The 19,524-nt window shown below is 64.1% G+C and carries 19 protein-coding genes; 17 read left to right on the top strand and 2 right to left on the bottom strand.

Annotated elements, in window-relative coordinates; translation table 11 throughout:
- Window positions 1–222 precede the first annotated feature (222 nt).
- From mpl to OQE62_RS10075, 4 genes are all read left to right on the top strand, one after another.
- Complete coding sequence (gene mpl, locus OQE62_RS10090) at window positions 223–1,608, top strand: UDP-N-acetylmuramate:L-alanyl-gamma-D-glutamyl-meso-diaminopimelate ligase (RefSeq protein WP_265721905.1); 1,386 nt, start codon at window positions 223–225, stop codon at window positions 1,606–1,608.
- A 17-nt stretch (window positions 1,609–1,625) separates the two neighbouring features.
- On the top strand, window positions 1,626–2,246 hold the full coding sequence (locus OQE62_RS10085; protein ID WP_377535659.1) for a flavin prenyltransferase UbiX: 621 nt from the start codon (window positions 1,626–1,628) through the stop codon (window positions 2,244–2,246).
- 30 nt (window positions 2,247–2,276) lie between these two features.
- Window positions 2,277–2,558 (top strand): SelT/SelW/SelH family protein, encoded by a 282-nt coding sequence (locus OQE62_RS10080; RefSeq protein ID WP_265721904.1) that lies wholly within the window; start codon window positions 2,277–2,279, stop codon window positions 2,556–2,558.
- Between the two features lie 199 nt (window positions 2,559–2,757).
- Window positions 2,758–5,364 carry an efflux RND transporter permease subunit gene (locus OQE62_RS10075; RefSeq protein WP_265721903.1) on the top strand — a complete coding sequence of 869 codons (2,607 nt, stop codon included), beginning with the start codon at window positions 2,758–2,760 and terminating at the stop codon, window positions 5,362–5,364.
- Window positions 5,365–5,451: 87 nt separating this feature from the next.
- Here the strand turns inward: OQE62_RS10075 and OQE62_RS10070 are convergent, their stop codons facing one another.
- Both OQE62_RS10070 and ypfJ read right to left on the bottom strand, forming a co-directional pair.
- On the bottom strand, window positions 5,452–5,733 hold the full coding sequence (locus tag OQE62_RS10070; protein ID WP_265721902.1) for a peptidylprolyl isomerase: 282 nt from the start codon (window positions 5,731–5,733) through the stop codon (window positions 5,452–5,454).
- Window positions 5,734–5,914: 181 nt separating this feature from the next.
- Complete coding sequence (ypfJ, locus tag OQE62_RS10065; protein WP_265721901.1) at window positions 5,915–6,796, bottom strand: KPN_02809 family neutral zinc metallopeptidase; 882 nt, start codon at window positions 6,794–6,796, stop codon at window positions 5,915–5,917.
- 302 nt (window positions 6,797–7,098) lie between these two features.
- Between ypfJ and OQE62_RS10060 the strand changes: the two genes are divergently transcribed.
- The 13 genes from OQE62_RS10060 to lipA all read left to right on the top strand — a co-directional run bounded on the left by OQE62_RS10060 (window position 7,099) and on the right by lipA (window position 19,437).
- Complete coding sequence (locus OQE62_RS10060; protein ID WP_265721900.1) at window positions 7,099–7,674, top strand: LON peptidase substrate-binding domain-containing protein; 576 nt, start codon at window positions 7,099–7,101, stop codon at window positions 7,672–7,674.
- Window positions 7,675–7,772: 98 nt separating this feature from the next.
- Window positions 7,773–9,062, top strand: coding sequence for a glutamate-5-semialdehyde dehydrogenase (locus tag OQE62_RS10055; RefSeq protein ID WP_265721899.1), 1,290 nt, complete (start codon window positions 7,773–7,775; stop codon window positions 9,060–9,062).
- A 113-nt stretch (window positions 9,063–9,175) separates the two neighbouring features.
- Window positions 9,176–9,862 (top strand): nicotinate-nucleotide adenylyltransferase, encoded by a 687-nt coding sequence (gene nadD / locus OQE62_RS10050; protein WP_265721898.1) that lies wholly within the window; start codon window positions 9,176–9,178, stop codon window positions 9,860–9,862.
- An 8-nt stretch (window positions 9,863–9,870) separates the two neighbouring features.
- Window positions 9,871–10,233, top strand: a complete 363-nt coding sequence (gene rsfS / locus OQE62_RS10045; protein ID WP_265721897.1) for a ribosome silencing factor — start codon at window positions 9,871–9,873, stop codon at window positions 10,231–10,233.
- Between the two features lie 22 nt (window positions 10,234–10,255).
- On the top strand, window positions 10,256–10,732 hold the full coding sequence (gene rlmH, locus OQE62_RS10040) for a 23S rRNA (pseudouridine(1915)-N(3))-methyltransferase RlmH (protein WP_265721896.1): 477 nt from the start codon (window positions 10,256–10,258) through the stop codon (window positions 10,730–10,732).
- Window positions 10,733–10,839: 107 nt separating this feature from the next.
- Window positions 10,840–12,735: a penicillin-binding protein 2 gene (gene mrdA, locus OQE62_RS10035; RefSeq protein WP_265721895.1), complete on the top strand. Its 1,896-nt coding sequence runs from the start codon at window positions 10,840–10,842 to the stop codon at window positions 12,733–12,735.
- Window positions 12,728–13,873: a rod shape-determining protein RodA gene (gene rodA, locus OQE62_RS10030; RefSeq protein ID WP_265721894.1), complete on the top strand. Its 1,146-nt coding sequence runs from the start codon at window positions 12,728–12,730 to the stop codon at window positions 13,871–13,873. Before mrdA ends, rodA begins: the two co-directional genes overlap by 8 nt.
- 60 nt (window positions 13,874–13,933) lie before the next feature.
- Window positions 13,934–14,923 carry a lytic murein transglycosylase B gene (gene mltB, locus OQE62_RS10025; protein ID WP_265721893.1) on the top strand — a complete coding sequence of 330 codons (990 nt, stop codon included), beginning with the start codon at window positions 13,934–13,936 and terminating at the stop codon, window positions 14,921–14,923.
- Window positions 14,924–15,172: 249 nt separating this feature from the next.
- On the top strand, window positions 15,173–16,039 hold the full coding sequence (locus OQE62_RS10020; protein ID WP_265721892.1) for a septal ring lytic transglycosylase RlpA family protein: 867 nt from the start codon (window positions 15,173–15,175) through the stop codon (window positions 16,037–16,039).
- A gap of 57 nt (window positions 16,040–16,096) precedes the next feature.
- On the top strand, window positions 16,097–17,242 hold the full coding sequence (locus OQE62_RS10015; RefSeq protein WP_265721891.1) for a D-alanyl-D-alanine carboxypeptidase family protein: 1,146 nt from the start codon (window positions 16,097–16,099) through the stop codon (window positions 17,240–17,242).
- 238 nt (window positions 17,243–17,480) lie between these two features.
- Window positions 17,481–17,765: an HP0495 family protein gene (locus OQE62_RS10010; protein ID WP_265721890.1), complete on the top strand. Its 285-nt coding sequence runs from the start codon at window positions 17,481–17,483 to the stop codon at window positions 17,763–17,765.
- Window positions 17,762–18,454 (top strand): lipoyl(octanoyl) transferase LipB, encoded by a 693-nt coding sequence (lipB, locus tag OQE62_RS10005; RefSeq protein WP_265721889.1) that lies wholly within the window; start codon window positions 17,762–17,764, stop codon window positions 18,452–18,454. The genes OQE62_RS10010 and lipB overlap by 4 nt, the downstream gene beginning before the upstream one ends.
- Complete coding sequence (gene lipA, locus OQE62_RS10000) at window positions 18,454–19,437, top strand: lipoyl synthase (protein WP_265721888.1); 984 nt, start codon at window positions 18,454–18,456, stop codon at window positions 19,435–19,437. Before lipB ends, lipA begins: the two co-directional genes overlap by 1 nt.
- Window positions 19,438–19,524: the final 87 nt, after the last annotated feature.

Below are 19,524 nucleotides of genomic sequence, written 5' to 3'. Positions count from 1 at the left end.
CGGCCGGCGTGCCGGAGGGCTCGCAGGCTGTCGGGGCGCTGGTGGTGCCGATGGCCCTTTTCGGGCTCTAGTCCCCCGCGGGGGCGGAGGCCGGCAAATTTTGGGGGCGGAGTCTAATGGAACGGCGCTGCAAATGCACCGGAAATGGGGGATTTGGCAATTCCCCGCCACAATGGGCGTGATAAGCTTGCGCCGCAATCTGCAGGAGTACAAATTTTCGCCATGCATATTCATATTCTAGGTATCTGCGGCACCTTTATGGGGAGCCTGGCCCAGTTGGCCGTGGCCGAGGGGCACCGGGTCACCGGCAGTGACGCCAATGTCTATCCGCCCATGAGCACCCAGTTGCAGCAGGCCGGTATCCAGCTCACCGAGGGCTACGATCCGGCCCAGCTGGAGCCGGCGCCGGACCTGGTCATCATCGGCAATGCCCTGTCCCGCGGCAATCCGGCGGTGGAGGCGGTGCTGGAGCAGGGCCTGCCCTATACCTCCGGCGCCCAGTGGCTCTGCGACCACTTCCTGGGCAACCGCTGGGTGCTGGCGGTGTCCGGTACCCACGGCAAGACCACCACCTCGGCGATGCTGGCGTGGATTCTGGAAAAGGCGGATATGCATCCCGGCTTCCTGATCGGCGGTGTGCCCGGCAACTTCGGCGTGTCCGCACGCCTGGGGGAGACGCCGTTTTTCGTGGTGGAGGCGGACGAGTACGACACCGCCTTCTTCGACAAGCGCTCCAAGTTCGTCCACTACCGACCGCGCACCCTGGTGATCAACAACCTGGAATTCGACCACGCGGACATCTTCGACGATCTGGGGGACATCCAGCGCCAGTTCCACCACCTGGTACGCACCGTGCCCGGCAATGGCCTGATCGTGTCCGCGGCCGACGAGCCGGTGGAGGCGGTGCTGGAGCGGGGTTGCTGGAGCGAGGTACAGCGCTTTTCCATCGACGGCGACGACAGCGTGCGCCTGGGCGACTGGCGCGCGGTGGATATCGCTGCGGACGGCGGCAGTTTTGCGGTGAACTTCCGCGATGCCGAGGTAGCCCGGGTGGAGTGGGACCTGACCGGCATGCACAATGTGCGCAATGGTCTCGCCGCCATGGCAGCCGCGCGCCACGTGGGTGTGTCGCCCGATCTCTCCGCCCGTTCGCTGGGCAGTTTCGAGGGGGTCAAGCGCCGCATGGAGTGCCTGGGCGAGGTGGCCGGTATCAGCGTCTACGACGACTTCGCCCATCACCCGACCGCGATCGAGTCCACCCTGAACGGCCTGCGCGCCAAAGTGGGGGACGGCAAAATCATCGCCCTGATCGAACCGCGCTCCAACACCATGCGGATGGGCTGTCACCAGCACCGGCTGGCCCAGGCCTGCACCGGCGCGGATATGGTGCTCTGGTACCAGCCGGAGGGGATGGACTGGTCCCTGGGTGAAGTGGTTCACCACTCCACTGTGCCGGCAAAGATTTTCGACAATATCGCCGCCGGTGTAGAATCCGCGATCAATCTGGCCGAGACCGGAACGCACATAGTGGTCATGAGCAACGGCGGCTTCGGCGGCATCCACCAGCGCTTGCTGGGGGCGCTGGAACAGAAACACGGCCGCGCCTGAGGCAAGGGGGCTTCATTTTGGATCAAACCGCGTTCAGCAAAACCGTCACCCTCGCCATTACCGGCGCCTCCGGTGCCCAGTATGGCCTGCGCCTGCTGCAGTGCCTGCTGGCCGCGGACGTGCGAGTGTGGCTGTTGATGTCCGATGCAGCCCGGGTGGTGATCGGGACCGAGACCGACTGCCAACTGCCGGAGGGCGACAATGCCGAGGTGGAGGCCTTCCTGCGCGACCGCTTCGGCGCGCGCGAGGGCCAGTTGAAGCTGTTTGCCAAGACCGACTGGTTCTCGCCGGTGGCCTCCGGCACCGGCGCGCCCGCCAGCATGGTGATCTGCCCGGCCAGCGGCGGCACCCTGTCGGCGATCAGTTGCGGGGCCTCCAATAACCTGATCGAGCGGGCCGCGGATGTGGCCCTGAAGGAGCGTCGCCAACTGGTGCTGGTGCCGCGCGAGGCGCCCTATTCGGAGATTCATCTGGAGAATATGCTCAAGCTGACCCGCATGGGCGCGACCGTGCTGCCGGCCAGCCCCGGTTTCTACCAGCGCCCGCAGAGCCTGGAGGACCTGGTGGATTTTATCGTCGCGCGGCTGCTGGACCAACTGGGTGTGGAACAGGAACTGCTGCCCCGTTGGGGCGAATAGACCCCGATGTATCGGGAGAAAGGGAGGGGGATGTCGGTGAAACCGAGTGTGACCATTCACTACTGCGTCCAGTGCAACTGGATGCTGCGCGCCACCTGGATGGCCCAGGAGCTGCTCTACACCTTTGCCGGGGATCTCGAGCAGGTGGCGCTGCGGCCCGGCAGCGGCGGCGTGTTCGAGATACGCGCCGGCGATGCGCTGCTGTGGGAGCGCAAGCGCGACGGCGGCTTCCCGGGCCCGAAGGAGCTCAAGCAACGGGTGCGCGACCTGTTGTTCCCGGAGCGGGATCTGGGACATATCGACAAGCCCTGAACAGGAATCGGTAGAGCTACCGCTATCAATACCTTATTAGTCGACATTTTATCGAGCCGTCATACCGGCTTAACGAGTCGTCATACCGGCGAAGGCCGGTATCCAGATTGGTGGCACTGGATTCCGGCCTTCGCCGGTATGACGAAAGAATACCAGTAGGGGCGGAGCATTCCGGCCTTTCCCAGTTAAGCGAAAACCTATGCTGTCAGCTTTCAAGACCTGCTACGAAAACCTCGTCACCCGGCGCCCGAAACTGGTGCTGCTGTTTGTGGCCCTGATTACCCTGGGTGCGGCACTGGGGCTGCCGCGCTTCAAACTGGATGCGTCGGCGGACTCCCTGACCCTGGAGGCCGACGAGGCGCTCGACTACTACCGCGAAATCGCCGAGCGCTACGCCAGCGGGGATTTTCTCGTGGTGACCTACCGCTATAAGGATGGCGACCTGTTCAGCGACCAGTCGCTGGCCACCCTGCGCGAGCTGCGCGACGAACTGGCGCAGGTGGACGGTGTCAGCAGTGTGCAGTCGATCCTCGACGTGCCGCTGCTGTACAGCCCCAAGCTCGCCATCAGCGATGTGGCCGATGGTATCCGCACCCTGTCCACGCCGGGCACCGACAAAAAACTGGCGCGGCAGGAGTTCCTCTCCAGCCCCATCTACCGCGATCTGATCCTGAGCCCGGACGGCCAGACCACCGCTGTGCTGGTCAATCTGGAGCTGGACAGCCGCGGTATCGAGCTGGTGCGCGAGCGCGATGCCCTGCGGCGCAAACGCAGTGAAGAGGGCCTGTCCGCCGGGGAGGCCGCGCGCCTGGAGGAAGTGGGTCGGACCTATCTGCAGCACCGCACGTCCCGGGAGCAGGCGTCGCGGGCGCGGGTCGAGACAGTGCGCGGCATTATCGATGGCTACCGCGATGAGGCCGAACTGTTCCTCGGTGGTGTGTCCATGATCACCGCGGATATGGTTTCGTTCATCAAGAGCGACCTGGTGGTGTTCGGCACGGGTATCCTGATCTTTATCGTCGCGACCCTGCTGATCATCTTCCGCCAGCTGCGCTGGGTGCTGCTGCCGCTGTCCACCTGTGTGATTGCCGCGGTGACCATGCTGGGGCTGCTGAGCTGGCTCGACTGGCGCCTGACGGTGATCTCCGCCAACTTCGTGGCGCTGCTGCTGATCATCACCCTGGCGATCACCATCCACCTGGCGGTGCGCTACCGCGAGCTCGCCGCCCGCAACCCGGAGTGGACGCGCGAGGAGCTGGCGCTGGCGGTGGTGCGCTTTATGGCCAGGCCCTGCCTGTACACGGCGCTGACCACCATCGTCGCCTTCGTATCGCTGGTGGCCAGCGGTATCCGCCCGGTGATCGATTTCGGCTGGATGATGACCATCGGGGTCACCCTGGCGCTGGCCCTGTCCTTCCTGATCATTCCGTCCGCGCTGATGCTGTTGTCGAAGCGCACCGACGGCAGCGGTGAGGATAGCGCCGGCGGCAAGGAGAGCGACAGCGCCTTTACGCTGCTCTTCTCCCGCTTCGCCGAGCGGCGCCGCGCTGTGGTGCTCGGTGTATCGCTGCTGGCGGCGGTGGCCAGCGCCGTGGGGATTTCCCAGCTCAAGGTGGAAAACCGTTTTATCGACTACTTCGACGACTCCACCGAGATCTACCAGGGTATGCTGGTAATCGACCGCCGCCTGGGCGGCACCGTGACGCTGGATATCATTCTCGACCAGCCGGAGCGGGAGGAGTCGGCGTTCGCGGGCGAGGAGGATCCCTTCGCGGCGGATGCCGGCGCAGAAGAGGATCCGTTTGCCACGGGCGACCCCTTCGCCGCCGGCGAGGATCCCTTCGGCGGCGGGGGCGAAGCGGTGGAAGACAGCTACTGGTTCACCGTCGCCGGCCTGTCCAAGATCGAGCAGCTGCACGACTTTCTCGAGCAGCAGCCGGAAATCGGCAAGGTGCAATCCCTGGCGACCCTCTACAAGGTGGCGCGGGACCTGAACGACGGCCCGCTGAACGACTTCGAGCTGGCGGTGGCACGCACCAGTCTCCCGGAACAGATCAACGATGTGCTGGTGGATCCCTATCTGTCCATCGAGCACAACCAGGCGCGCATCACCCTGCGGGCCATGGAAACGGACCCGAACCTGCACCGCGAAGAGCTGATCAACCGCATCTACCGTTACGCCGAAGACGAAATGGGCGTGGCACCCGAGAATATCCACCAGACGGGCCTGCTAGTGCTCTACAACAATATGCTGCAGAGCCTGTTCAAGTCCCAGATCCTGACCCTGGGGGCGGTGTTCGTGGGTATCCTGCTGATGTTCCTGGTGCTGTTCCGCTCCCTGTGGCTGGCGGTGATCGCCCTGGTGCCGAATATGCTCGCCGCCTGCGTGGTGCTCGGGGGGATGGGCCTGGCCGGTATTCCGCTGGACATGATGACCATCACCATCGCCGCGATCACCGTCGGGATCGGCGTGGACCACGCCATCCACTACCTGTACCGCTTTCGCGCCGAGTTCGCGAAGGACGGCGACTATGTGGCCACCATGCACCGCAGCCACGCCACCATCGGGCGGGCCATGTTCTACACGGCCATTACCATCATCGCCGGCTTCTCGATCCTGGCGCTGTCCAAGTTCGTGCCATCCATCTACTTCGGGCTGCTGACCGCGCTGGCCATGACCGCGGCGCTGCTGGGCTCGCTGACACTGCTGCCGCTGTTGCTGTTGCTGATCAAGCCGCTGCCCGCGCCGGAGGGGCCGGGAAAGCCGCAGGAGACTGAGGAGAGGGCCGCCGAAGCGGTCTCCTGACGGCTGGATTTTTCAAAGGCTGAAGCAAAAAAGCCGGACGCGATTTCGCGCCCGGCTTTTTTATTGCTGCTTGTTCATCGGCGATGGTCAATCGCTGCGGTCGGTGACCTCCAGCAGGTGGTAGCCGAACTGGGTCTTGATCGGCCCCTGTACCTTGTTCAACTCGCCGGAAAATACCGCCTCGTCGAACTCGGGCACCATCTGGCCCTGGCTGAATTCCCCCAGGCTGCCGCCGGAGCGGCCCGATGGGCACAGGGAGTGTTCCTCGGCCAGGATGCCGAAATCGGCGCCGTCGTCGAGTTGCTTTTTCAGGTCGTTACATTTTTCTTCGCTGTCCACCAGGATATGGCGGGCTGTGGCTTTGGGCATAGGGGTTCTCCTTGGGACTGTTTGTGCAGAGCTTAGCAGTATTCTGCCGCCGGCTGGGCATCCAGTAGTGGGCCGTGTGGTTAATTTTCATTAGTAATAATCGGCCAAACGCGTTGAGATCATCATCAATGCAGTCAGTCGAGCCAACACAGTTAACAATGCGAATTAACCAGTCAGCACACTAGTCGTCCAGCCCGGCGAAGGTATTGCACTGGTTGACGTCGCCGCTCTCGAAGCCGCGGCCGAACCAGTGACTGCGCTGCCTGGCGCTGCCGTGGGTAAAGGCGTCCGGGGACACGGTGCGGCCGGAGCGCTGTTGCAGCCGGTCGTCGCCCACCGCCGCCGCGGCCGCCAGCCCCTCTTCCAGGTCGCCGGGTTCCAGCAGCTGCCGGTCGCGGTGGGCGTAGAAGGCCCAGACGCCGGCGAAGCAGTCCGCCTGCAGCTCCAGCATCACCGACAGCCGGTTGGCGGTGACCTTGTCCGACTGCGCGCGCGCCTGCTGCACCTTCTCCGATACGCCCATCAGGTTCTGCACATGGTGGCCCACTTCGTGTGCGATCACATAGGCGAAAGCGAAATCGCCGGGGGCCCCCAACTGTTGGAGATCGTTGAGAAAGCGCAGGTCCAGGTAGACCCTGCTGTCCATCGGGCAGTAGAAAGGGCCCACGGCGGCGCTGTTCATACCGCAGGCGGAGCGCACCATCTCTTCGTAGAGCACCAGCTTGGGCGGCGTATACTGTGAGCCGGCGGCCCGGAACAGCTCGCTCCAGGTATCCTCGGTATCCGCCAGTACCACCGACACGAACTCCGCCACTTCGTCGCCTGGCGCGCCGGGCTGCCCGGAATCCACCGAAGCCGGCTGCGGCGGGCCGTCCTGGAACAGTTGATTGCCGTCGAAGAAAAAGTAAAAGACGGCGAGGGCGGCCAGGATCAGCCAGCCCTTCTTGCTGCGCAACAGCAGGGGCGCCAGCGCCAGCAGGTTGCCCAGGCCGCCGCCCATGCCCGATGAATCGCCGCGGCGATCCTCCACGTTGCTACTTCTGCGACCCTTGCGCCAGCGCATTGGTTTTTCCCACCACAACGATTGCTTAAGGTTTCCGGTTTCAGTTCTGGGAGCCGGGGCGGGGTGAGCCTTTTCGGACTGTCTGCGAGAGGGACCTCGCAGACAAGTCTACAGGGACGTATACACGACGTGTCCCGGAAAGGCTCACCCCGCCCCGGCTTGTTCCATCGGCAGGCACCTCCGCTCCGGAACCCGACTGACTTAAAGCTTAGTCCAGTGGGCACGGAATTCTTTGTGCGATCCGGTGGGAGCAGATGTTATCTTTGTGAATTATCGGTCCCGCAAGATGAGAAGAGGGCGCTTTGCCAGAAATCCCCCTGTTTCCACTGAGTGTGGCGCTGTATCCCGGCGTGACGCTGCCGCTGCGCATTTTCGAACAGCGCTACCTGCGCCTGGTGAGCGAATCGCTGAAGGCGGATACCGGCTTCGGCGTGGCGCTGATCCGCGAGGGCGGCGAGGTGGGGCGCGCTTCCGTGTGGCCACTGGGGCTGCATGTGAATATCGTCGACTGGAGCCAGGGCGAGGAGGGGCTGCTGCACGTGCAGGTCGAAGGGGATCGCCGTTTCCGCATCACCGGCACCAGCCGCGCCGACGACGGCCTGCTGCTCGGCGACGTGGAGTGGCTGCCGGAGCCGGATCCACAGCCGGTGCCGGAGGAGTGCGACGGCCTGCTGGCGGTGCTGGACGAGCTCAAGGAGCACGCCTCCGGGCTACCGCTCAGATTCGCGCCGGTGGATTCCGCCGATGCGCTGTCCTGGCAGTTGGCGCAGCTGCTGCCGCTGGAAGACAAGGCGCGCGTGGAGCTGCTGGCCATCGACGACCCGCTGGTGCGGTTGGCGGATATCGCCTCCAGCCTGGATGAATGGTCGAAAGCGTAGTTCCCCGGTTTTTTCGTTCCCTCCGACGGCGGCCACCATAAAAGATCCCGCTGGGTTATACTGCGCGGCCCTGTCGAATGCAGCCATGGAGAGCCACAGTGAACAGTTCCGTCGTTGATTCCGCCGATCGGCAATCCACCCGCGCCCGGCTGGAAGCCATGGGCCGGGCCGCGCGCGCGGCCGCCCGCGCTGTTGCGCGCGCCGATACCGGCACCAAGAACCGCGCCCTCAGGGCCATTGCCGCGCACCTGGATGCGCAGCGCGCGCAGATCGCGGAGGCCAATGGCAGGGACATGCAGGCCGGGCGCGATAACGGCCTGGACGCGGCGCTGCTGGACCGGCTGGAGCTGACCGACGCGCGCATCGACGGCATGATCGATGGGCTGGCGCAGATCGCCGAACTGCCGGACCCGGTGGGCGAGATCGAGGATCTCAAATACCGCCCCAGCGGTATCCAGGTGGGCAAGATGCGCGTGCCGCTTGGCGTGGTGGGCATCATCTACGAATCCCGCCCCAATGTGACCATCGACGCCGCCAGCCTGTGCCTGAAATCCGGCAATGCCACGATTCTGCGCGGCGGCAGCGAGGCCCTGCACTCCAACGGCGCCATCGCCGCCTGTATCGCCGCCGGCCTGAAGGAAGCCGGGCTGCCGGAGGAGGCGGTGCAGGTGGTGGACACCACCGACCGCGAGGCCGTGGCGGCGATGATCGGCATGCCGGAATACGTGGACGTGATCGTGCCCCGCGGCGGCACCGGCCTGATCGAGCGCGTCAGCCGCGACGCGCGCGTGCCGGTGATCAAGCACCTGCACGGGGTCTGCCACGTCTATCTCGACGACCGCGCGGACCGGGACAAGGCGTTCAATATCGCCCTGAATGCCAAGACCCACCGCTACGGCGTCTGCAACGCGATGGAAACCCTGCTGGTGGCGGAAGGCATCGCCGACGAAATCCTGCCGCGCCTGGCCGCGGCCTACCGCGAAAAGGGCGTGGAGTTGCGCGGCTGCGAGCGCACGCAGAAGATTCTCAGCGACTGTGTCGCCGCCGGCGAAGACGACTGGAGCGAGGAATACCTGGCGCCGGTGCTGTCGATTCGCGTGCTGGTGGACCTGGACGCGGCCATGGACCACATCGCCCGCTACGGCTCCGGCCACACCGAATCCGTCGTCACCGAGGACTACACCCGCGCGCGCCGCTTCCTCAGCGAAGTGGACTCCAGCTCGGTCATCGTCAACGCCTCCACCCGCTTCGCCGACGGCGCCGAATACGGCCTGGGGGCGGAGATCGGCATCAGCACCGACAAGATCCACGCCCGCGGCCCGGTGGGCCTCGAGGGGCTGACGTCGCAGAAGTGGATCGTACTCGGCGATGGGCATATCCGTGAGTAATTGGCTGGCTCTGGCCGTAGGGTGGGCAAAGCGCAGCGTGCCCATCAGTGATGGGTACGTCGCTGCGCTCCCTTTGCCCATCCTACGCTCTTGTCCGGCAGTGAATGGACCTGATGGCTAGCAAACGGCGCACCATCGCCCTCTTCGGCGGTACCTTCGACCCGGTGCACTTCGGCCACCTGCGCATGGCGCTGGAACTGCGCCAGGCGCTGGGGTTCGGAGAGATGCGCCTGTTGCCCAGCCACCGGCCGCGCCACCGCGAGAGCCCCGGCGTGTCCGCTGTACACAGGCGAGAGATGCTGTCGCTGGCGCTGCGGGGCTGCGACGAGCTGTCGATGGACGACCGCGAGCTGGTGCGCGGCGGCGATACCTATACCGTGGATACGCTGGAGCAACTGCGCGGCGAACTGGGAGACGGCGTCTCGGTCAGCTTCTGCATGGGGCTGGATTCGCTGCTGACGCTGCCCGCCTGGCACCGCTGGGAGCGGCTGCTGGAGCTGGCGCACCTGGTGGTGGTGGCGCGACCCGGCTGGCGGATGCCGCGGAAGGGCGACGGCGGTGCCGAAGCGGAAGTGGCGGAATTGCTGGCGCGGCGTGCCGGCGAGGTGGAGCATCTGCACAGCGAGCCGGGCGGGCGGCTGGTGGTTCGGGAGCAGACGCTGCTGCCGATATCCGCCACCGATATCCGCAACCTGATCTCTGGCGGACAGTCGCCGCGCTTCCTGCTGCCGGCGGCGGTGCTGCAATATATTGAAGACAATCAACTCTATCGACAGGCCGCCCCGGCGGCCGGTAAATGAAAGGTGTTATGGCAAGTTTCAAAGAAATCGCCGTAGAGGCGCTGGAAGACCTGAAGGGCCAGGATATTGTTGCCCTGGATGTATCGGAACTTTCCGATGTGATGGAGACTCTGGTTATCTGTACCGGTACCTCCAACCGCCAGGTGAAGTCCCTGGCCGACAACGTGGTGGACGAACTCAAGCAGGTCGGCGAGCGACCCATCGGTGTCGAGGGCACCGAGCAGGGTGAGTGGGTGCTGGTGGACTACGGCGATCTGGTGGTACATGTGATGCTGGCGGATGTGCGCAGCTTCTACGACCTGGAAAAACTCTGGTCCATGATGCCGAATACCCGCGAGGATGCGGACGGCAGCGACCCGCACCGGGATTGAGCACTGACTGCCAGTCGCAACCATGAAGATCCGAATTATCGCCGCCGGCGGCAAGATGCCGGGCTGGGTTCAGGAAGGCTACGCCGAATACGCCAGGCGCCTGCCGCGGGAGCTGGCGCTGGAGATGGTGGAGATTCCGCTCGGCAACCGCGGCCGCAAGAATTCGCCGGCGCTGGCGGAGAAGGCCCGCCGGAAAGAGGGCGAGGCGGTGCTCGCGGCCCTGACGCCGCGCGACCATGTGGTCGCGCTGGATGTGCAGGGCAAGCCTTGGAGCACCGGGCAGCTGTCGCAACAGCTGGAGAACTGGCAGATGCAGGGCGACAATGTGGCCCTGCTGATCGGCGGCCCCGATGGCCTGTCGGCGGACTGCCTGGCGCGGGCGAAACAGCGCTGGTCCCTGTCGCCGTTGACCCTGCCGCACCCGCTGGTGCGGGTGCTGCTGGCGGAACAGCTCTACCGGGCCTGGACGCTGCTGGCGGGGCACCCGTACCACAAATGATGAACAGCCTGCGAACCTGGCAATTTCACATCATTCATCGTTCATCATTCATCATTAAATCTGTACACTCAGTAGTCAATTAAATACGCGCCAGTCACCGATCGCCCATGCCCCAGGACCTGCATCTCAAAGACCACCACAACGAACTGCGGCTGTTTCGCAACCGCATGCTGGTGGCGCTGGCCGGGGTGTCGGTGTTGCTGGGGGTGCTGGTGGTGCGCTTCTACAACCTGCAGGTGGTCAACTACGACGACTACCGAACCCAGTCCGACGAGAACCGTATCCAGGTGCGCCCGGTACCGCCCACCCGCGGCCTGATCTACGATCGCAACGGCACCCTGCTGGCGGACAATCGTCCCAGCTACAACCTGTCCCTCGTGCTTGAGCGGGTGCAGGATATGGATGCAACCCTGGAGCTGATCGGCCGGCTGATCCAGCTCGACGACGCAGACGTGAAGAAATTCCGCCAGCGTACGGAGCGCCGGCGCCCCTTCGAGCCGATACCGCTGCGCTTTCGTCTCAATGAAGAAGAGATCGCCCGCATCAGCGTGAACGAATTCCGCCTGCCCGGCGTCTCGGTGGAGGCGGAGCTGGTGCGCTACTATCCGCTGGAAGAATTGTTCGCCCACAGTGTCGGCTATGTGGGCCGTATCAACGACCGCGAACTGGCGCGCTTCACCGACGAGGACGTGCGTCGTTACCGGGGCACCCAGAGTATCGGCAAGGTGGGACTGGAACGTTCCTACGAGGACCCGCTGCTGGGTGAAGTCGGCTACGAGAATGTAGAAACCAACGCCCGAGGCCGGGTGCTCAAGGTGCTGGAGCGCCACGACCCCAAACCCGGCCAGGAACTGACCCTGAACCTGGATGCGCGCCTGCAGAAAGTCGCTTCCGAAGCGCTGGGCGACAACCGCGGTGCCGTGGTGGCCATCGATGTGAAGACCGGCGGTGTCTTGTCGTTCGTCAGCAGGCCCTCCTTCGACCCCAACCTGTTCGTCACCGGGATCAGTTTCGAGGACTACCGCGCGCTGTCCGATTCCCTCGATGTGCCACTGTTCAACCGCGCCGTGCAGGGCCAGTACCCGGCCGGCTCGACACTGAAACCGATGATGGCCCTGGGCGGCCTGTCCGACGGCGTGATCGACGCCGAACACACGGTCGACGATCCCGGCTATTACGTCCTGCCCAACGACGACCGCCGCTACCGAGACTGGAAACGCTGGGGGCACGGCGACGATGTGGACCTGATCCAGGCGCTGACGGAGAGCTGTGATGTCTATTTCTACGATATGGCGGCGCGCTGGAATATCGACCAGATGCACGATATCGCCACCCGCTTCGGCCTGGGCGAAAAAACCGGCATCGACCTGCCGGTGGAAAGTTCCGGTATCTTCCCGTCGCGGGAGTGGAAGCGCGGCGCCCGCGGCCTGCCCTGGTTTCCCGGCGACAACCTGAACGCGGTGCTGGGCCAGGGCTTCGTGCTGGCCACGCCACTGCAACTGGCGGTGATGACTGCCACCATCGCCAATCGCGGCACCCACTACCGGCCGCAGATGGTGAGGGCGGTGGACGGCCGGGAGTTGCCACCGGAGATGTTGCATCACGTGGAAGCCAAACCCGAGTACTGGGACCTGATCTTCAAGGGCATGGAGGAAGTGGTCTACAACGTGCATGGCACCGGCAAGCGCGCCGGCCAGGGGCTGGATTTCAAGGTCGCCGGCAAATCCGGTACCGCCCAGGTGGTGGGTATTGCCCAGGGCGCGCAGTATGACTCCGAGGCGCTCAAGGAGCGCCACCGCGATCACGCCCTGTTTGTGGCCTTCGCACCTTTGGACGATCCGCAGATAGCCGTATCGGTGCTGGTGGAAAACGGCGAGGGCGGCGGCCGTGTGGCCGCGCCGGTGGCGCGGGAGGTCTTCCGCGACTGGCTGTCCCGCCCGCTGGAGGAAACTGCCGACGCAGGTGCGGTGGAAAGAACAGAGGGGGAGGAGACACGTGGCTAGCCGCGATTACATGCACCGCCTGCCGGATTCCCACGGCGGTCTCGGCCGCCCGGTGAGTTTCTCGCGCCGCTGGCATATCGACGTGCCGCTGCTGGTATTGCTGCTGGTGCTGGCCAGTGTGGGCCTGGTGGTACTCTACAGCGCCTCCGGCGGCGAAGTGCACTATGTGCGCCGCCAGTCGGTGTTCCTGGGCATGGCGTTGGCGGTGATGGTGGTGGCCGCACAGATACCGCTGGATATGTACCGGCGCTGGTCGCCCTGGCTCTACGTGGGTGGCTGCGGGCTGTTGGCGGCAGTGCTGTTTTTTGGTGTCGGCGCCAAGGGGGCACAGCGCTGGCTGGAAATCGCCGGTTTCCGCTTTCAGCCGTCGGAGGCGCTGAAACTGGCGGTGCCGATGTCGGTGGCGGCTTTTCTGCATCGGCGCAACCTGCCGCCGTCTTTCCTGACCGTGCTCGGTGCGCTGGTGATCGTGGCGGTGCCGGCGGCCTTGATCGTGCGCCAGCCGGATCTCGGCACCGCCATCCTGATTGCCGCCTCGGGCCTTTTTGCCCTCTATCTGGCCGGCCTCAGCTGGAAGCTGATCGTCGGCGCTTTCCTGATGCTGGCGGCGGCCTCCTACCCGATCTGGGAGTGGGGCCTGCGTGAATATCAGCGCCAGCGCATCCTGACCCTGTTCAACCCGGATGTGGACCGGCTCGGCGCCGGCTGGAATATCTTCCAGTCCAAGGCGGCGATCGGCTCCGGCGGCCTCTACGGCAAGGGGTTCATGCAGGGCACCCAGTCGCAACTGGACTTTTTGCCCGAAAGTCACACGGATTTTATTATCGCGGTGCTGTCGGAAGAGTGGGGGATGCGCGGTGCGCTGCTGCTATTGCTGCTGTACGTCCTGATCATCGCCCGGGGCATCTATATTAGTTTTATGGCCCAGGATGTCTTCGGCCGGCTGTTGGCGGGGAGTATTACACTGACATTTTTTGTCTATGTGTTTGTGAATATCGGAATGGTTACCGGCTTACTGCCGGTGGTGGGGGTACCCTTGCCCCTGGTCAGTCACGGCGGTACCGCCATGATTACGCTGATGGCGGGTTTCGGGGTGCTGATGGCCATAGGGACCGAGCGGCGTAGGGTTTCTTTCTAGCCGGCGGCAAACATAAAAATCGGGATGTAGAGCAGTAATATGGGAACAGGAGCGGTTGTTTTGAAGTGGACCACAGGACTATTGGCTGGAATGGGCATGATGCTCGCCGCCTGCGCTCAGGAATCCGGCCACGGCGACAACGCCAATGCCAGGATCTTCGTCGACTACATGGTGGAGAAACACGACTTCGACCGCGATGAAATGGTAGAGCTGATGCGCGAGGCCAAGCGCAAGGACGCCATTCTCAAGGCGATCAAGCGCCCCGCCGAGAAGGCCAAGCCCTGGTACGAGTACCGCAACCTGTTCGTGACCCCGGCCAGTGTCGCCGGCGGCGTGGATTTCTGGGACAAAAATGCCCAGGTCCTGACAGAGGCTTCGGAAAAGTACGGCGTGCCGGCGGAGATGATCGTCGCCATTATCGGCATCGAGACCCGTTACGGCGGCAATATGGGCGGCTACCGGGTGCTGGATGCGCTGGCGACCCTGGCCTTCAACTATCCGCGACGCTCCAAGTTCTTCACCAAGGAGCTGGAGAACTACCTGCTACTGACCCGCGACCAGGAGGTCGATCCCGCCACATTGAAAGGCTCCTACGCCGGCGCCATGGGATTCGGCCAGTTCATGCCGTCGAGCTACCGCGCCTATGCAGTGGACTTCAACGGCGACGGTCATGTGGATATCTGGGAGGATACCGAGGACGCCATTGGCAGTGTTGCCAACTACTTTGCCGAGCACGGCTGGGAACGCGGCGAGCCGGTGGCGGTACTGGCGACGCCCCGCCCCAATGCGGACATGACCGTCGTCAACGATTCCCTCGACCCCAAGTGGACGGTCGGCGAGCTGGCGGAAAAGGGCTTTACCACCACGGCCCAGGTGGAGCCGGATATGCCCGCCAACGTTTTTTCCCTGCAGACAGAGAACGGGAAACAGTACTGGATCGGCCTGAACAATTTCTCGGTCATCACCCGCTACAATCGCAGCCGCCTCTACGCCATGGCTGCCTACGACTTGGCGCAGGATATCGTCAAGGCGCGCGGGGGGCGGTCGTAAGCCGGGACTGGGCCACGGAGCCCGAAAGAATAACGCCCCTCTCCCGCGGGACACATTTGGGCGCCGAAGGCGCCCGCGCAGCCGGTGAGCGCCATGGATGGCGCGAATCAGTGGGGCCGGGGGAGAGGGCGGTCGAAGCGCCCGGGAACCAAAAACAAAACCACCAATCGAACTGATTCAAATTAAGTGAACATTTTCGAATAATAGCGACCAGGGAGCGGCAGTATCGACCGCACGCCGGGGGGAATCATGTTTCAGTGCAAAGCGCAACTGGGAGTGGCATTGGCTGCTCTGGTACTGGCGGCCTGTAGCGGTCAGCCGGGCAAACCGAAAAAAGAACAGCCGGATCCGGTCCAGGACAGCGGCCCGCTGCAACCGGTGGATATGCTGGCTGCGCCGGAACCGACACCGGTGCGCGAACCCATCGGCAAGGCCGGCAATAAATCCCCCTACCGGGTCAACGGTGTCACCTACCGGGTGCGCACCGGCGTCAAGGGCTACCGCGAGCGCGGCCACGCCTCCTGGTATGGCACCAAATTCCATGGCAAGCGTACGGCCAATGGTGAGGTCTACAATATGTACGCCATGTCGGCTGCGCACAAAAGCCTGCCACTGCCCAGTTACGCCAAGGTGACCAATCTGGAGAACGGTCACAGTGTGATCGTGCGTGTCAACGATCGCGGTCCCTTCGTGCCCGGGCGTATCATCGACCTGAGTTATACTGCCGCGCAGAAACTGGGCTATACCGAAAAGGGTGTGGCGCGGGTCGAAGTCGTCGCGCTGGACCCGGATTCGCTGCCGGCCGCCGGGGAAACCCTGGCGCTGGAAAAAGATGTTGCCGCGCGCGAGGTGTTGGCGCAGGATGCGAGCTTCAAATTGCCCGACAACACCTACCTACAGGTTGGCGCCTACGGCAGCCCCGACAAGGCCGAGCGGGTGCGCGCGCGGGTTGCGGCGGCCGTCGACTATCCTGTGTCCGTCAGTCCCGTTGATCGCAGTGGCAAGAAACTCTACCGCGTGCGGATAGGGCCACTCAGCCAGCAGCGCGCGCTGGTCGCGGCGCGCGAATCGGTGGAGGAAAACCGCCTGGGCGAGCCGCAGGTGGTTTACGAGTAACCAGAAAGAATCCGCTGTCAGGATATTGAAGAACACGAGGAATAGAGACGTTCTCCCATGATCAAACGCATCGCTGCCTGCTTAATCCTGTTATTCGGTGCCGTCCAGGCACACGCCGACAAACCGCTGATTCCGGCGCCGCCGGAGCTGGCTGCCGACGCCTATCTGCTGCTGGATGCGCACACCGGCCAGATACTGGTGCAACACAACATCGACAAGCAGATTCCGCCCGCGAGCCTGACCAAGATGATGACCGCTTATATCGTCTCCGAGGAGATCGAGAAAGGCGCCATCAAGGAAAGCGATCCGGTGCGCATTTCGGAAAAAGCCTGGAAGAAGGGCGGTTCCAAGATGTTCGTCAAGGTCGGTGACAAGGTGCCGGTAATCGACCTGCTGCGCGGCGTGATCGTACAGTCCGGCAACGATGCCAGCATCGCCCTGGCGGAGTATGTGTCCGGCAGCGAAGAGGTTTTCGCCGAGGTCATGAACCAGCAGGCGGAACTGCTGGGCATGGAGGATACCCATTTCGTCAACGCCACCGGCTGGCCGGCGGACGGGCACCTGACCACCGCGCGCGACCTGGGCACGCTCGCCCGTGCGCTGATTGCCGATCACCCGGATCACTACGATATCTATTCCGAGAAGTACTTCAACTACGCCGGTATCAACCAGCCCAACCGCAACCGCCTGCTGTGGCGGGATCCGGCTGTAGACGGCATCAAGACCGGCCACACCGAGGCCGCCGGCTACTGCCTGGTGGCCTCGGCGGTCAAGCGCGGTATGCGCCTGATCTCCGTCGTGGTCGGTACCGACAGTGACGAACAGCGCGCCGCCGAATCCCAGAAACTGCTGGCCTACGGTTTCCGCTACTACCAGACCCACAAGGTCTACAGCAGCAGCGACGTGCTGCAGACCGAGCGTATCTGGGGTGGTGTGGCACCGGAAGTGGGTATCGCCGTGGCCGAGGACGTCTTCGCCACCATCCCCCGCGGCGGCGAGGACAGCATCAAGGCGGACCTGATCGTCGACGGCGAGCTGGAAGCGCCGCTGGAGAAGGGCGAGCCGGTGGGCAAGGTGGTCGTGACCCTGGACGGCGAAACCATCGCCGACGTCGAGGCCGTCGCCGCCGAGGACGTAGAGAAGGCCGGCTTCTTCAAGCGCATCTGGGATGCCCTGAAGCGCTTTGTCATGAGTTTCTTCTAGTTCGGGATCGCGGAGCTCGGGAGCGCCCGCCGCCAGCTCCGCAAAGCGGCGGACGCAAGCCCCCTCTGGGAACGCCGAGCTCTAGCTCGGCCAGCGGACCGCAGGCCCGCCCGGGCGAGCACCAGATTCGCCCTTACGACTGATCCCGCCCCTCCCTGTCCACAAAACGCGCACCACTGTATAATCGCGCCCCGGCCGCAGCCCGATCATCTCCATCCGCGCGGCCCCGGAGAGTGGTATGAGTAGAGATCCCAGCCAGCAACAGCCCCCCAAAATCGAATTCCCCTGTGAAGACTACATGGTCAAGGTGGTCCGCGACGCCGATGGTGAGGCACACGAATTCGTGCTGGAAGTGATGCGCCGCCACGCCCCGGACCTGGACGAGGAGCGCATCTCACTGCGCGATAGCCGCAACGGCCGCTTCATCTCCATGACCTTCTACATCGTCGCCACCGGCGAACCGCAGCTGCGGGCGCTGTTCGAGGAGTTGAAGGCGCACCCCTCCGTGCATATGGTGATGTGATCGTGGCAGTCGTCAGGAACCTGGGCCGCCGCGACTACGAATCCGTCTGGCACGCCATGGCCCACTACACCGATACCCGCGACGGGGACAGCCGGGACCAGATCTGGTGCGTGGAACACGAACCGGTGTTCACCCAGGGCCAGGCGGGCAGGGCCGAGCACCTGTTGAATACCGGCGATATCCCGGTGGTACAGGTGGATCGCGGCGGCCAGGTGACCTATCACGGCCCCGGCCAATTGGTCGTCTACCCGCTGCTGGATTTGCGGCGTTGCAAAGTGGGCGTGCGGGGCCTGGTCACGGCGCTGGAAATCGCTACCGTGGAAATGCTGAAGGAATACGGCATCGCCGCCGCACCGCGACCCGATGCCCCCGGCGTCTACCTGAGTGAGGGATCGCGGGCCGGCAACAAGATCGCCTCCATCGGCCTGCGCGTACGCCGCGGCTGCAGTTTCCACGGTATCGCGATCAATATCGATATGGACCTGGCGCCCTTCCTGCGCATCAATCCCTGCGGCTATGCGGGCATGCAGATGGTGCAAATGGCAGAGCTGCTGGAATCGACGCCGCCGTGGCTGTCGGTGGCGGAAATTTTCGTGCGCGAACTACAGCGCGCGCTCGCATTGCCCGAGTCCAACTGGCAACCCCTGGACGAAAACCTGTTTTCCCGATTGGCGCAAAGGAACGATTAATGGCTGAAAAACCCGACCTGGTACCGGTAAAACGTACCCGCCGCCTGCAGCAGGGCGAAAAGCTCCGCGACGGCGAGAAGGTGGAACGCATTCCGGTCAAGGTGATTGCCAGCGACAATGTGCTGCGCAAGCCGGACTGGATTCGCGTCAAGGTGCCCGCTTCCAAGGAAGTGGACCGCATCAAGAAAATCCTGCGCTCGCAGAAACTGTCCACCGTGTGCGAGGAGGCCAGCTGCCCGAATCTGCACGAATGCTTCAGCGGCGGTACCGCCACCTTCATGATCATGGGGGAGATCTGCACCCGCCGCTGCCCCTTCTGCGACGTGGGCCATGGCAAGCCGCTGCCGCTGGACCCGGAAGAACCGCAGCACCTGGCGGAAGCCATCGCCGCCATGAGCCTGCGCTACGTGGTTATCACCTCGGTGGACCGCGACGACCTGCGTGACGGCGGCGCCGCCCACTTCGCCGACTGTATCCGCACTGCGCGCGAGCACTCGCCGGAGTTGCAGGTGGAAATCCTCACCCCGGACTTCCGCGGCCGTATGGATGTGGCACTGGATATCCTCGAGGCCGAGGCCCCGGACGTCTTCAACCACAACCTGGAGACCGTGCCGCGCCTCTATCGCGAATCCCGTCCCGGCGCCAACTACAAGTGGTCGTTGAAACTGCTGCAGGAATACAAGAAGCGCCGCCCGGACGTGCTGACCAAGTCCGGCCTGATGGTGGGCCTGGGGGAAGAGAAGGAAGAAATCTTCCGCGTGCTGGACGACATGCGCGAGCACGATATCGACATGCTCACCATCGGCCAGTACCTGCAGCCGAGCAAGGAGCACCTGCCGGTGCAGCGCTACGTACACCCGGACGAATTCGAGGAATACCGCCGCTACGCCGAACAGATCGGCTTCAAGCAGGCGGCCTGCGGTCCGCTGGTGCGCTCCTCCTACCACGCCGACAAGCAGGCGCACGGTGAAAAGGTGAGCTGATCTCGTAGGGTGCGCCGCGCGCACCGCAAGACACCGGCGGTAGAACGGTGCGCACGGCGCACCCTTGTATCTGTCCTTGGGCTCTGG

The sequence above is a fragment of the Microbulbifer halophilus genome, assembly GCF_026183675.1.
Lineage (GTDB): Bacteria > Pseudomonadota > Gammaproteobacteria > Pseudomonadales > Cellvibrionaceae > Microbulbifer > Microbulbifer halophilus.
This window is presented reverse-complemented; position numbering and strand designations above follow the sequence as displayed.

Bases quoted from the DNA above. Each gene is read 5' to 3' on its own strand.
- mpl (WP_265721905.1), top strand. From the start codon at position 223: ATGCATATTCATATTCTAGGTATCTGCGGCACCTTTATGGGGAGCCTG.
- OQE62_RS10080 (WP_265721904.1), top strand. From the start codon at position 2,277: ATGTCGGTGAAACCGAGTGTGACCATTCACTACTGCGTCCAGTGCAAC.
- OQE62_RS10075 (WP_265721903.1), top strand. From the start codon at position 2,758: ATGCTGTCAGCTTTCAAGACCTGCTACGAAAACCTCGTCACCCGGCGC.
- OQE62_RS10070 (WP_265721902.1), bottom strand. From the start codon at position 5,733: ATGCCCAAAGCCACAGCCCGCCATATCCTGGTGGACAGCGAAGAAAAA.
- ypfJ (WP_265721901.1), bottom strand. From the start codon at position 6,796: ATGCGCTGGCGCAAGGGTCGCAGAAGTAGCAACGTGGAGGATCGCCGC.
- nadD (WP_265721898.1), top strand. From the start codon at position 9,176: ATGGCTAGCAAACGGCGCACCATCGCCCTCTTCGGCGGTACCTTCGAC.
- rsfS (WP_265721897.1), top strand. From the start codon at position 9,871: ATGGCAAGTTTCAAAGAAATCGCCGTAGAGGCGCTGGAAGACCTGAAG.
- rlmH (WP_265721896.1), top strand. From the start codon at position 10,256: ATGAAGATCCGAATTATCGCCGCCGGCGGCAAGATGCCGGGCTGGGTT.
- mrdA (WP_265721895.1), top strand. From the start codon at position 10,840: ATGCCCCAGGACCTGCATCTCAAAGACCACCACAACGAACTGCGGCTG.
- OQE62_RS10020 (WP_265721892.1), top strand. From the start codon at position 15,173: ATGTTTCAGTGCAAAGCGCAACTGGGAGTGGCATTGGCTGCTCTGGTA.
- OQE62_RS10015 (WP_265721891.1), top strand. From the start codon at position 16,097: ATGATCAAACGCATCGCTGCCTGCTTAATCCTGTTATTCGGTGCCGTC.
- OQE62_RS10010 (WP_265721890.1), top strand. From the start codon at position 17,481: ATGAGTAGAGATCCCAGCCAGCAACAGCCCCCCAAAATCGAATTCCCC.
- lipA (WP_265721888.1), top strand. From the start codon at position 18,454: ATGGCTGAAAAACCCGACCTGGTACCGGTAAAACGTACCCGCCGCCTG.